Source organism: Bacillus sp. ISL-55 (assembly GCF_018613155.1).
Classification (GTDB): domain Bacteria; phylum Bacillota; class Bacilli; order Bacillales; family Cytobacillaceae; genus Mesobacillus.
Genome location: NZ_JAGGQU010000008.1, coordinates 156,101 through 169,220, shown reverse-complemented (window position 1 = coordinate 169,220; position 13,120 = coordinate 156,101). Strand labels below are relative to the sequence as shown.

Genomic DNA, 13,120 nt, shown 5'->3' with positions numbered 1-13,120 from the left:
GATCAGACCAGACAAGCATGTTAAGGGCCTGCCGGTGAAGATTTCATCGGGGTACCGAAACATTTCTGGAAAGGAACTGGAGCTGGACACTGCTCGAAGTGAGCAGGAATTTTCTTATTATTTTTTTAAGGGAGCCGAAACGCTATGGGAATTGGATGGAGCTTATTTTGGATAATAGCCGGGCTTGCCCTGTGGGTCACTGTGGATTTTATGCTCGGACGGAAACAGCATCTTGCAAAGGCAAGGAAATGTGTTTTTCCCGATAGAAGAAGCGACCTGGAAATTTTCGCGAAGGGCCCTGAACTATTTGAGGATTTATTTTCTGAAATTAAAAAAGCAAAGCAGCATATTCATATTTTATTTTATATTGTCAAAGATGATAAAATCAGCCACGAGTTTGTGTCGCTATTAAAGGAAAAAGCTCAGGAGGGTGTTGAGGTTCGACTGCTTGTGGATTGGATTGGGAGCAACTTAAAACGAAAAACTATCCAGTCCTTGAAGGCTGCCGGAGTCGAGTTCGCATTCTCGCATATACCTAAGTTTCCATTCTTGTTCTATTCATCCCAGGTCCGCAACCATCGCAAAATATCTGTCATCGATGGACATATCGGTTTTCTTGGCGGCTTCAATATCGGTAATGAGTATAATGACCGTGATCCAAAGCTATCACCCTGGCGGGATTATCACTTGAAATTAACTGGTGAAGGAATTGTTGACCTGCAGGAGGAATTTCTACATGACTGGCATCGCGCGAAGAAAATTAATCTCCTGCAAGACAAGGCTTATTTCCCCGAATTGAAAAAGGGATCTATCCGCCAGCAGCTTGTCCCAACTGAAGGAGATTCATTACAGGATTTAATTGTTACTTTAATCAGTGAGGCACAGCAATCCCTTGTCATTGGCACACCCTATTTCATCCCTAGTAAAAAGGTCTTTGACCATTTACAGGCTGCAATCCGCCGAGGTGTTTCGGTTACGGTTCTTGTGCCATACAAGTCTGACCATATCCTTGTAAAAGAGGCTTCATACAGGTATTTACGTTCACTTCTCAAGGAGGGAGCTGATGTATACCAGTATTTGAAGGGATTTTATCATGCAAAAGTCATGATTATTGATGACAATATTTGTGATATTGGAACCGCGAATTTTGATAAAAGAAGCATGTTTTTGAATTATGAATTGAATTGCTTAGTTTATGATCCAGCTTTTATTAAAAAGGTTAAACATATTTTGACAGAAGATCTTCTGGATTCGCGTAAGGTTTCACTGTCTGACTTCAGCCGAGCCAATATATTTTTGTCAATCAAAGAAACCGCGGCAAGAACGATATCATTTTTTCTATAGGCTCTTTTCTCAAACCTTGTTGCTATTGAAGACAAAATGGTACTTTATTACCTATATTCCTTCGTAAAGTTGAAGCTTATTATGAGAAAAGAGCATGCAAACTTAATACCGACCTGCAAAACGGATATCATACGTTAAAATCGGCTTTAGGATTTTAACAACAATCCTTACGAAAACAGACTTTCTATAACAAATAAAACCGGAGTTAGTTAGACCTCTTCCGGATGAAGGAGGTTTTATATGTTCATTCGGCTGGGTTATGTATCCACTGCCATCAGCCTATGGGATGCTTCCCCGTCAAAGGCACTCACATTTGCACGTTATGGACAGCTCGGGAAAGAGGAGCGGCATGAAAAGCTGCTTTCTGTTACTTATCAGAACCTCGTGAATACGGAACGGATGATCCACTACAATATCGCCCATGATATTCCCTTGTATCGATTCTCAAGCTCGATCGCGCCGCTGGCCACCCACCCTGAAGTGAAATGGGATTATGTCACTCCTTTTCGCGAAAAGTGGCTGGAAATCGGGGACCTGGTTAAGAAACATGGGCTGCGGACGAGCTTCCACCCGAACCAATTCACGCTGTTCACCTCGCCAAGAGAGGAAGTAACCGCTAATGCGATTTTGGACATGGAATACCACTACGGAATGCTCGAAGCGATGGGACTGGAAAATGAAGCAATTATCAATATCCATATTGGCGGTGCCTATGGGAATAAAGAAGAAACCATTATTCGTTTCCATGAAAACTTCGCCAGGCTACCAGAACATATCAAGAAAATCACCACACTTGAAAATGATGATAAAACGTACAATGCAGAAGAAACCCTCGCTGCCTGCTTAAAAGAAGACGTGCCATTTATGTTCGATTATCACCATCATATGGCGAATCTTTGTGAGGGAGCTTTGGAAACGCTGCTTCCTGCCGGTTTTGCGACCTGGGAACGGACCGGCCTGAAGCCTAAAATTCATATCTCCTCGCCGAAATCGGAAAAAGCGTATCGATCACACGCAGATTATGTTGACTCAGAATTCATCATGCCATTGATTGATATACTGCGGGGCATCGGCCAGGATGTCGATTTCATGATTGAAGCGAAAGAGAAAGACAAAGCTGCGCTAAAACTGGTCGAGGATTTGGCGAAGATCCGCGGAGTGAAACGGATTGGCGGAGCTGTATTGGAGTGGAAGACTTAATTCCCGCCGGGCCCAAATCCGATTTTATAGCGAAAAAACAATTTTTATAGCGAAAAAATTCATTTTATAGCGAAAATTTTATTTATATAGCGAAAAAATCTTTTTTATAGCGAAAATATCGTTTATATAGCGAAAATCAATTTTTTATAGCGAATTGGAAATTACACTGTACTTTTTCCAATTCAAAAGAGACCCAGCCATTTTCGGCTGGGTCTCACTATTTTCTACTTACATCTTCTCGGGAGCCGAAACCCCAATCAACTCAAATGCATTCTTCAATGTGATCTGTGCTGTCTTGATCAGTGACAGGCGGGCCACTGTTCTCTCTTTATTGTCGAGATCCAATACTTTTTCAGCGTTGTAGAAGCTGTGGAATACGGATGCCAATTCGAAAATGTAGTTAGAGATTCGATGTGGCATGCGCTTTTGTGCTGCTTCAGCAACAGCCAGCGGGAATTCGCCAAGCTTTTTCAGCAGGTCGATTTCTTTTTCAGATTGGACATGCTTGAAGTCTGCCTCGATGTCAAAAATCAAGCCTTGCTCTGCCGCAGAACGCAGGATGCTGTTGATACGGGCATGTGCATACTGTGCGTAGAATACTGGGTTTTCATTAGACTGGGATACGGCCAAATCAAGGTCGAAATCCATGTGAGTATCCGCGCTTCTCATCGCGAAGAAGTAACGGACTGCATCCAGGCCAACTTCATCGATCAAGTCACGCATTGTGACAGCCTTACCAGTTCGCTTGCTCATCTTCATCTTCTCGCCATTCTTATAGAGATGAACGAGCTGGATGATTTCAACTTCAAGCGCGTCGCGTCCGTAGCCAAGTGCCTCAATCGCTGCCTTCATACGAGGGATATAACCGTGATGGTCCGCTCCCCAGATGTTGATCAGCTTTTCAAAACCGCGCTCAAGCTTATCCTTATGATAAGCAATATCCGGTAGCAGGTACGTGTAAGAGCCATCCTGTTTGATCAGCACGCGGTCCTTGTCATCGCCGAGCTCTGATGAACGGAACCAAGTCGCGCCGTCCTCTTCATAGATATGGCCATTCGCACGCAGTGCATCTAGTGCCACGTCGATTTTGCCATTTTGATATAGAGAAGTTTCAGAATACCAAACATCGAATGGAACACGGAAGTTCTCAAGGTCCTGCTTCAGCTTTTCCATCTCATATTTCAAGCCGTACTCACGGAAAGCATCAAAGCGCTCCTGGTCCGGAACATTCACATACTTATCGCCGAACTCTTCAGCGAGGGTTTTCCCGATTCCGATGATATCTGCTCCATGATAGCCATCCTCTGGCATCGGCTTGTCCATGCCTAGCGCCTGGAAGTAGCGAGCCTCAACAGAAAGAGCCAAATTGTTAATCTGGTTCCCAGCGTCGTTGATGTAATATTCACGGGATACATCATATCCAGCCTTGGCAAGCACATTGCACAGCGAATCACCGACAGCCGCGCCGCGCGCATGGCCAAGGTGAAGGTCGCCAGTCGGGTTGGCAGAAACAAACTCGACCTGGATCTTCTCGCCATTTCCTACATTCGATTCACCATAATTATCGCCTGCTTCAAGGATTGCCGGAATCAAGTCCGTCAAATAGCTGTTATCCATGTAAAAGTTAATGAAGCCTGGTCCGGCGATTTCAATTTTCTCGATGGATGCCTTGCTTTTATCGAAGTTCTCGATCAGCTGCTCCGCAATCTGGCGAGGCGCCTTCTTCGCCACGCGCGCAAGCTGCATCGCCATATTCGTCGAGTAATCCCCGTGCGCTTTTTCCTTAGGCGTCTCTAAAATAACGGCCGGAATTTGCGCTTCCTCAGCTAGGCCAGCTTTGATGATCGCCTGCTTGATTTCTTCCTTCAGCTTCAATTGAACCTGTTCAACTATATTCATTTGCCTTCCTCCTTATAATTGATCGTCAAATGGTATGTACCTGCAGTCGCGCCCTGTATTGCCATATCATACAGCAAGTCCACATGGCCCTCCTGCTTTGTCTCGTTAAAATCAGTATCGAGCCGCTTCGTGAGCGCAGAAGTCTGCAGCAGCCCATATTGGGTCTGATAATTGCCCGGAGTTTTTTTATTCAGCAGAAAAAGAAGCCTCATCTTGATCGCACCGCTGCGCAAAATCAGCACTTCATCCCCTGATATTTTAACCGTCGTATGGACATCTCCTTCCTCCATCACTTCATCATATTGGAGGTAAGAGCTGTTCGCCTTTTTATAGTATCGGCCAAAAGTGGTCAATTCAAAAGTTTCCTTCTCTTTGCCACTGTAAATCGCCGTTTTAACCGTCACCTTGACAGGAATCTGATCAGCGGGTTTACTAGACACCGTTAACACGCCCTTTTCTTATCCAGCATCAGCGCATTATCCGTTCTAACCATGTCGCTGACGCTTTTCTATCTTCATTATAACTTTATAAGTATAAATATTCTCCTTTGAAAGTGCAAGGTTCGCAGGAAGTTGCATGTTCATTTAGCGGCAGGAAAAATCAGCCTATAGGATTAGCTCAACACCAAAGCGGGTATTGATTATTAAAACCTTTTAAGGAGGTGGCATACATGAAAATCGAAGTAAAATGCGAAGTAGAAAACTGCAAATATTGGGCTGAAGGCGATCAATGTGTTGCCGATTCAATCCTTGTGGTCGCGAACTCCGGAAAACAAGCAGTAAATGAACGTGAAACCATTTGTGATACATTCGAAAAGATGTAAGTGAGGGTACTGGATGGCGATTTGGCTGTCCAGTTTTTATTTTCTGACCGGAATTTGGGCTATTGATAGGCAACACTCATGATTTTTTTCGAATAGCATTGTTTTTATTCGCAAATATCGAAGTTTATTCGCAAAAAAAACTCGTTTATTCGCAAAACAGCTGGTTTATTCGCAAAAAACCACCATTTATTCGCAAACTGGAAATTACCCATGATTTTTTCCAGTAAAAAGGAGAAGCAACCAGCTCCTCCTTAAATCTCCTATTTAGAAAAATAGCATTCCAACCGAGATAAGAACTCCAGAAACAATCAGAGTCAACACACAGTATCCCATGATGTCTTTTGCCTTGAGTCCGGCAATCGCCAGAGCAGGCAATGCCCAGAATGGCTGGATCAGGTTGGTCCATGCGTCGCCCCAGGCAACGGCCATTGCTGTTTTCGGGATGGATACTCCAAGGGTCTGGGCTGCTTCAAGCATGACTGGCGCCTGGACTGCCCACTGTCCTCCGCCCGATGGAACGAAGAAGTTGACCAATCCCGCACTCAGGAAGGCGAAGAATGGGAATGTGAATTCATTTGAGATCGATACGAATCCTTCTGACATGACGGCAGCCAGGCCAGATGCCGTCATCATCCCCATGATTCCCGCGTAAAAAGGGAATTGGATGATGATCCCGCTTGCTCCTTTTACCGCGTTCACTACCGCCTCGAGGAAACGCTTTGGCGTTCCATGGAACAGGATGCCGAGGAACAGGAACAGGAAGTTGACGATATCAAGATTCAGCTTAAATCCATTTGCAGCAAAATAATAAAATAGAAACACAAGTCCAAAAATACCTGTCAGCAAGGAAACAATCCTGCTGTTCTCAAGCTTTTCGGCAGGCGTCATTGCTCCCTGCTCGAGGGCGGCAGCCTGTACGTCATTCTCCAGCAATACAGGGTCGACCGTCACTGTTTGATCCTTCGATGGCATCATCAGGCGGTTAACAACCGGCAATACAAGAAGCAAGATTAAGATAATGAAAAGATTGAAGTTGGCAAAAATCGTCTGATCTGTCGAGATAATGCCGATTAAATCCTGCGAGAAGTGTCCCTCCGTCGCGATTGTCAGTGGAATTGAACCGGAAATACCGCCATGCCAGACGATGAACCCAGCGTAAGCGCTTGCAATTAACAGCCTGTAATCCACGTTTTTAACCTTTTTCGCCAGCTCCTTGGCAAACAGAGCTCCAATGACCAACCCAAATCCCCAGTTAATCAAGCTGGCAATCATGGATACAACCGTGACAATGACGATCGCCTGTCCTGGAGATTTAGCAAGTGAAGCAAGTGCTCCGAGTCCCTTCTTAAAGACATTGCTGCTCGCCAGCACATGACCTGTAACCAGGACAAGCACCATCTGCATCGAGAACGTCAGCAAGCCCCAGAATCCGCCGCCCCAATGCTGAACCATCTGATATGGACCGCTGTCGGTAAAAATAAGGCCTAATCCAAATACAACAAAAGTTAAGATGATGACAAATAGAAACGGATCAGGCAAATATCGTTGCATGATGCGGTTGAAAAAAGAAACCAATGTTTTCATCCTTTTTACCTCCTTTTTAGTGATTACTTACATAATCATTATATTTTCTATATTATTCAGAATATTCCTTCCTATGAAGGTAACTATTAGTAACAGGTCATTAATTTTTTCGCAAAAAAAAACGCCCCCTTTTTAAAAAGAGAGCAGTAAAGAGTTTTATTTTACAAACCCAAGCAGCATTTCACGGATGATTTTGCTTGCTGTGTTGGCTGTCATTTCGGATGTATCGTAGATTGGCGCTACTTCTACCAGGTCTGCTCCAACTACGTTCACGCCAGAATTTGCGATTGCATGGATTGATGCAAGCAGTTCCTTGGACGTTATTCCGCCAGCGTCGACTGTTCCTGTTCCAGGCGCGTGTGCAGGATCAAGTACATCAATGTCGATCGTCACATATACAGGACGGCCAGCAAGCTTAGGCAATACTTCCTTTAAAGGCTCAAGGACTTCAAATTTGGAAATATGCAAGCCCACTTCCTTCGCCCAATCGAATTCTTCTTTCATGCCAGAGCGGATTCCGAATGAGTAAACATTTTTCGGTCCAATTTTCTCAGCAATCTTGCGGATTGGCGTTGAATGGGACAAGGGCTCGCCTTCATAGTGTTCACGCAGGTCCGTATGTGCGTCAAAGTGAATGATGGCAAGGTCATCATATTTTTTCGCGACTGCCTTCATGACTGGCCAAGATACCAAATGCTCGCCGCCCATTCCAAGCGGGAATTTCTCATCAGCCAGAAGTTTGTCCACGTATTCTTCAATCAGGTCTATGCTCTTCTGCGGATTCCCGAAAGGCAGCGGGATATCTCCTGCATCGAAATAGTTGAGATCAGCCATCTCGCGCTCAAGATAAGGGCTGTACTCCTCAAGGCCGATTGATACCTCACGGATGCGGGCCGGTCCAAAACGTGAACCCGGACGGTAGCTGACTGTCCAGTCCATTGGCATACCGTAAAGCACCGCCTTGCTTTCTTCATAATTAGAATGGCTGCCGATAAACACATTGCCAGAATAAGCTTCATCAAAACGCATATTAAGCACCTCTTTCAAGTTGTTTTTTTTCGAATCATATCACTTCGGGAATTATATAGCTCAATCGCTTTTCACAATAAAATGGCCCCCGGATTTACCGGGAAGCCGTATTGTCTGTTTTGCTAGAATGCATTATTTTACAAGATCGCCAACGAATTTAGGCAATACGAAAGCGGCTTTGTGAAGTTCTTTCGTGTAGTACTTTGTTTCGATGTCGTGGAAGCGGTCTTCACTTACTTCCAATGGATCGTGCTTCTTTGAGCCAAGTGTGAACGCCCACATTCCGCTTGGGTATGTTGGGATGTTCGCAATGTATAGGCGTGTGATCGGGAAGATCTCTTTAACATCCTTCTGTACATTGCGGATGAGATCAGCCTTGAACCAAGGGTTGTCAGACTGAGCAACGAAAATTCCGTCTTCCTTCAACGCTTTTGAAATTCCAGCGTAGAAGCCTTTTGTGAACAAATTCACTGCCGGTCCGACTGGTTCAGTAGAGTCAACCATGATGACATCGTACTGGTTTTCGCTTTCCGCGATATGCATGAAGCCGTCGCCAACCTGGACATCAACACGCGGGTCATCAAGCTTGCCAGCGATTTCAGGCAGATATTTCTTAGAATACTCGATTACTTTTCCATCGATATCAACAAGAGTAGCCTTTTTCACGCTAGGGTGCTTAAGCACTTCACGGATTACGCCTCCGTCACCGCCACCTACAACCAATACATGCTCGGGATTTGGGTGAGTGAACAATGGAATGTGTGCAACCATCTCGTGGTAAACGAACTCATCTTTAACAGAAGTCATGACCATGTCGTCAAGAAGAAGCATATTGCCCCACTCTTCTGTCTCCACCATATCAAGCTTCTGGAATTCAGTCTGTTCTGTATGTAACGTCTTGTTCACTTTCATAGTGATACCAAAGTTTTCTGTCTGCTTTTCTGTAAACCAAAGACCCATTTTTTCTTCCTTCCTTTCGGCAAAAAAATTTCCGTTATGATGCGGCGAATTTCAGGTTATGAACTTCTGAACTGTCCAAATTTATCGTGTGCAAGCATGACGCTTTCATATTATTTTTTATACTTCCCCAACATCACAAATACAAACATCAGAAAAAGTATAGTTGAATCTAGCAAAAATGCAAGCAAAAATTTAATTAACTTTGATTCTATGTTTAAAACCTGCTGTTTTTTTTCATACTGATAATATCTATCTTTTTTTAGGAGGAAGCATTATGGAGCTGATGACAGACCAGCGGTTTCGCAAGACGATTAAATATTTGCGTGCTTTGATTTTCTTCGGGCTTGCAGGACTCGCTTTGGCGACTGTACTCTACTTTTCCCTGATCGGGTATGCGAAGCTCCAGGGTCCGCCTCCGCTCGCCGTGCCACAATCGACTTTGTTTTTCTCGGATGACGGAACGGTGATCGGCGAGAGCCATTCCGGCCAAAAGCGCTATTGGGTAGCGCTCAAGGATATTTCACCCCATTTAATTAATGCGACAGTTTCTATAGAGGATAAAACCTTTTTTACCCATAATGGGTTTGATTATAAGCGGATTGCCGGTGCTGCGATCGCTGACTTGAAGGCGATGGCCAAGGTTCAGGGTGCGAGCACGATCACCCAGCAATATGCAAGGAATCTTTATCTGGAACATGATAAGACTTGGAAACGAAAGGCGACAGAAGCGCTTTACACTTTGCGCCTTGAGATGAATTATTCCAAGGATGAGATCCTCGAAGGCTATCTAAATACGATTTATTATGGCAATGGTGCATACGGGGTCCAGGCAGCAAGCCGTTATTATTTTGGCAAGGACGCGAAGGAATTATCCCTGGCGGAAGCTTCCATGCTGGCGGGAATCCCGAAAGGACCGAGCATTTACTCTCCTTTCGCCTCAATGGAAAAAGCAAAGCATCGGCAGCGGACCATTTTAAGCACGATGAAGACAAACGGATATATCACCGAACTTGCCGCGCAAAAAGCGAGCATTGAAAAACTGAAGCTTGTCGGAGAACACCAACATTCCAGGATTGGAGCGGCTCCATACTTCCAGGATGCCGTCCAGAATGCTCTAAAGAATTCGTTGAACTTTGATGATCGGACCATTTCGCTTGGGGGATTAAGGGTTTATACGACCCTTGATCTTGATCAGCAGGAAATCGCGGAAAAGTCGATTGATAAAATGATTGCTTCCGACTCAGAAATCCAGGCAGGCTTTGTGGCGATGAATCCGAAAAATGGCCATGTGGTTGCGCTTGTCGGCGGCAAGAATTATGAAGAGAGTCCGTTCAACCGTGCAGTGCAGGCTGTCAGGCAGCCAGGGTCGACAATGAAACCGATCCTGTATTATGCGGCACTCGAGAATGGATTCACTCCATCGTCGACAATGAAAAGCCAGCTGACGACGTTCCTGTTCGATGATGGACGCTCAGAGTATACGCCGCATAATTTTAACAATAAATATGCGGAAGATGACATTACGATGGCACAGGCCCTGGCGTTATCAGATAATGTTTACGCCGTAAAAACCCATCTGTTCCTGGGGGAAGAAACTCTCGTTGAAACGGCGAAACGATTTGGAATCAAAACGGATATGGACAACGTACCCTCGCTAGCCCTAGGCACATCCGGTGTCAGGGTGATTGATATGGCGAACGCCTACAGTATTCTGGCGAATGGGGGAAAAAAAGTAGATCCCGTACTGATTAAGAGGGTCGAAAACCATAAAGGTGAAGTGATTTACGAGTATAAGGCTGAAAAAGAAGAAGTGTTGAAGCCAGAACTCGCCTCGGTAATGACCCATATGCTGACAGGCATTTTTGATAAAAAGCTGAATGGCTATTCTTCCGTAACAGGCAGCACGCTGATTAAAAAAATGACAAGACCTTATGCTGCTAAGTCGGGGACGACCGAAACGGACAGCTGGATGATTGGCTATACTCCTCAGCTCGTTTCAGCCGTTTGGACAGGGTACGATAAAGGCAAGCCGATTGAACTGACAGTGGAGAAATCTTATGCGAAGAATATCTGGCTCGATTTTATGGAAAAAGCGCTTGATAATGAGCCTGCGAAAAAATTCAAGGCAGCAAAAGGGACTGTTGCCGTCTATGTTGACCCTGCCAATGGCGAGCTCGCTGCTGACGGATGTCCGGTAAAAAGGCTGACCTTGTTCGCTGCAGGTACAGAGCCTACTGAATACTGCACAGATCATTTGGATCATGAAGAGCATAAGGAAGAACAGCCTAAGAAGGAAAAGCAAAAGAAGCCTTGGTACAAACGGATTTTCGGGTTGTAGACCATCCTATATACCATACGGTGTCAACAACAATTATCTCACTATAATAAAACTTCCCAAAAGAAAAACCCCGGAAGCAAGCCTCCGGGGTTTTTCTCGTCCTAGCATAAAATGTGTTTTACGCTGTTATCAGTTTACTTTTTTTATTGCATTTGAGCAAGCCAGATATTGTCACTTGCTGTTAAATGTCACAATTTAGACAAATTATTAGAAGAATTATCCAAATATATTAATTGGCTAATAAATCACTCTTCAGCTTGTCTTCAGAACGTTCCCACATTCCCGGATCATGATTTTTCAGAAAATCTGCTAGAATCTGTTTTGATTTTTCATCCATATGGTCCACAATAATATGGCGCTTGATCGACTTATCAAGACGGTTCACATGCTCTGGCAGCAATTTATAGCCACGGCGGATTTCTCGGTTGACGGTCATTTCGCATGCTGTGACACCTGCATAATAAGGACCCTTTTCCTTCCTGTCAATCGTCACCCAGACTACCCAATATAGCTTGGCATCAGGCACTTCATTTCGGTCAGGGAGAAACTTGATTCCTTTCTCAACTGCACTGCGCGCGTGCATCGCACCAACTTCTACAGCTGCCTCGCCCGCATCCACGTCAATGATGACCGGCGAAACATTATCAAGTGTGAGAACACCTTTTCCAAAGCCTTTATGGCCGTCCATCGGGTCATTTTTTATAATATTGAAGCCAATATTCTTGCCCTTTTTTTCTTCCATGTTGGAAACCTCCTTAAAATGTATCAGAAAAATAAATTGTATATTCCATCGGTCACAGCCGGAATCAAATAGTGGAAAATCGGCTGGATTGTATATTGGTCAAGGGGCGTGATCACAAGTATCAAGAAAATGATCGATCCATAAGCTTCATACTGGGTCATTTTTGCCCTGATGTCCGATGGTGCCAGATCCTCGATGATCCGATAACCATCAAGCGGCGGGAACGGCAACAGGTTGAATATGAAGAGCATCGCATTCAGGCCGATAAAGATATTCAGGAAGTCCAGGAAAAACTCTGGAACCCCGGGTGCCAATCCAAGCATCATAAATATGTACCAGATGGCGAATGCCAGAAAGACCAGAATAAGATTGCTTACTGGCCCGGCAACCGACACGAGCACTCCGGCAAGCTTTGGATTTTTGAACATGAATCGATTGACCGGAACCGGTCTTGCCCAGCCGAATCCAGCTATGAAAATCAAGATTGTTCCCAGCGGGTCCAAGTGCTTGATTGGATTCAGCGTCAATCGTCCCTGTCTCTGGGCGGTCGGGTCGCCAAACTTATACGCAACCCAGGCGTGCGCAAATTCATGAACCGCGAAAGCGATCATCAACGCCGCAGCCACATACGGAATTTCCTCTAACGAATAGGGTAAGCTCACATTCCATTCCCCTTTTATTGTCTTTTCCATAAAGTATAACCCATTCTCGTTGGAATGTGAAAAAGACAATCTTTTACCGGACTTGCGAATTTCTGCGAATTATGAAAAACTCAATTTAGAATAAACTATCAACCATTCAAAGGAGGCAATGCACATGCCATACGTAACAGTAAAAATGCTTGAAGGACGCTCAGAGGACCAAAAGAAAGCACTAGTAGAAAAAGTAACACACGCTGTCAGCGAAACAACCGGCGCACCTAAAGAAAAAGTCGTCGTGTTCATCGAGGAAATGACGAAAAACCACTATGGTGTAGCAGGCAAGCGGTTGAGTGACGAATAGAATGAGAATGGACTAAAAGCTCAGAGGATTCTGGGCTTTTTTCTTTTATGTGACGATAATTCTCTTCCCTACCGATTTATCCGCACATTATCCTCTTTTTTGTGACGATAATTTCCTTACCAACCGGATTATCCGCACATTATCCTCTTTTTTGTGACGATAATTCTCTTCCCTCACGATTTATCCGCACATTATTCTC

General features: G+C 44.6%; 12 protein-coding genes. 5 read left to right on the top strand and 7 right to left on the bottom strand.

Annotation, left to right across the window (positions count from 1 at the left end; translation table 11 throughout):
- Nucleotides 1–144 precede the first annotated feature (144 nt).
- Nucleotides 145–1,344, top strand: a complete 1,200-nt coding sequence (gene cls / locus J7E32_RS04855) for a cardiolipin synthase (RefSeq protein ID WP_214904438.1) — start codon at nucleotides 145–147, stop codon at nucleotides 1,342–1,344.
- A 240-nt stretch (nucleotides 1,345–1,584) separates the two neighbouring features.
- Nucleotides 1,585–2,544, top strand: a complete 960-nt coding sequence (gene uvsE, locus J7E32_RS04850) for a UV DNA damage repair endonuclease UvsE (protein WP_214904435.1) — start codon at nucleotides 1,585–1,587, stop codon at nucleotides 2,542–2,544.
- A 228-nt stretch (nucleotides 2,545–2,772) separates the two neighbouring features.
- Here uvsE and argS read toward each other — a convergent pair whose 3' ends face one another.
- Together argS and J7E32_RS04840 are read right to left on the bottom strand one after the other, a co-directional pair.
- Nucleotides 2,773–4,443, bottom strand: coding sequence for an arginine--tRNA ligase (gene argS, locus J7E32_RS04845; RefSeq protein WP_214904433.1), 1,671 nt, complete (start codon nucleotides 4,441–4,443; stop codon nucleotides 2,773–2,775).
- The gene (locus tag J7E32_RS04840) at nucleotides 4,440–4,883 is read right to left on the bottom strand and encodes a YwiB family protein (protein ID WP_214904431.1); all 444 of its coding nucleotides are present in this window, start codon (nucleotides 4,881–4,883) and stop codon (nucleotides 4,440–4,442) included. Before J7E32_RS04840 ends, argS begins: the two co-directional genes overlap by 4 nt.
- 230 nt (nucleotides 4,884–5,113) lie before the next feature.
- Between J7E32_RS04840 and J7E32_RS04835 the strand changes: the two genes are divergently transcribed.
- A complete protein-coding gene (locus J7E32_RS04835; RefSeq protein ID WP_084135371.1) occupies nucleotides 5,114–5,266 on the top strand; it encodes a DUF1540 domain-containing protein in 153 nt (50 codons plus the stop codon).
- Nucleotides 5,267–5,530: 264 nt separating this feature from the next.
- Here the strand turns inward: J7E32_RS04835 and J7E32_RS04830 are convergent, their stop codons facing one another.
- The 3 genes from J7E32_RS04830 to speE all read right to left on the bottom strand — a co-directional run bounded on the left by J7E32_RS04830 (nucleotide 5,531) and on the right by speE (nucleotide 8,839).
- Entirely contained in the window at nucleotides 5,531–6,850 is a 1,320-nt protein-coding gene (locus J7E32_RS04830; protein WP_214904430.1) for a short-chain fatty acid transporter, read from the bottom strand.
- 156 nt (nucleotides 6,851–7,006) lie between these two features.
- Nucleotides 7,007–7,879, bottom strand: a complete 873-nt coding sequence (gene speB, locus J7E32_RS04825; RefSeq protein WP_214904428.1) for an agmatinase — start codon at nucleotides 7,877–7,879, stop codon at nucleotides 7,007–7,009.
- Nucleotides 7,880–8,011: 132 nt separating this feature from the next.
- Complete coding sequence (gene speE, locus J7E32_RS04820) at nucleotides 8,012–8,839, bottom strand: spermidine synthase (protein WP_167831069.1); 828 nt, start codon at nucleotides 8,837–8,839, stop codon at nucleotides 8,012–8,014.
- Between the two features lie 274 nt (nucleotides 8,840–9,113).
- Here speE and J7E32_RS04815 point away from each other — a divergent pair, with 274 nt between their 5' ends.
- A complete protein-coding gene (locus J7E32_RS04815; protein WP_214904426.1) occupies nucleotides 9,114–11,177 on the top strand; it encodes a transglycosylase domain-containing protein in 2,064 nt (687 codons plus the stop codon).
- A gap of 229 nt (nucleotides 11,178–11,406) precedes the next feature.
- Here J7E32_RS04815 and J7E32_RS04810 read toward each other — a convergent pair whose 3' ends face one another.
- Together J7E32_RS04810 and J7E32_RS04805 are read right to left on the bottom strand one after the other, a co-directional pair.
- Complete coding sequence (locus J7E32_RS04810) at nucleotides 11,407–11,919, bottom strand: YwhD family protein (RefSeq protein WP_214904424.1); 513 nt, start codon at nucleotides 11,917–11,919, stop codon at nucleotides 11,407–11,409.
- A 23-nt stretch (nucleotides 11,920–11,942) separates the two neighbouring features.
- Nucleotides 11,943–12,611 carry a site-2 protease family protein gene (locus J7E32_RS04805; protein WP_214904422.1) on the bottom strand — a complete coding sequence of 223 codons (669 nt, stop codon included), beginning with the start codon at nucleotides 12,609–12,611 and terminating at the stop codon, nucleotides 11,943–11,945.
- Between the two features lie 124 nt (nucleotides 12,612–12,735).
- Here J7E32_RS04805 and J7E32_RS04800 point away from each other — a divergent pair, with 124 nt between their 5' ends.
- Nucleotides 12,736–12,921, top strand: a complete 186-nt coding sequence (locus J7E32_RS04800) for a 2-hydroxymuconate tautomerase (protein WP_214904419.1) — start codon at nucleotides 12,736–12,738, stop codon at nucleotides 12,919–12,921.
- Nucleotides 12,922–13,120 lie beyond the last annotated feature (199 nt).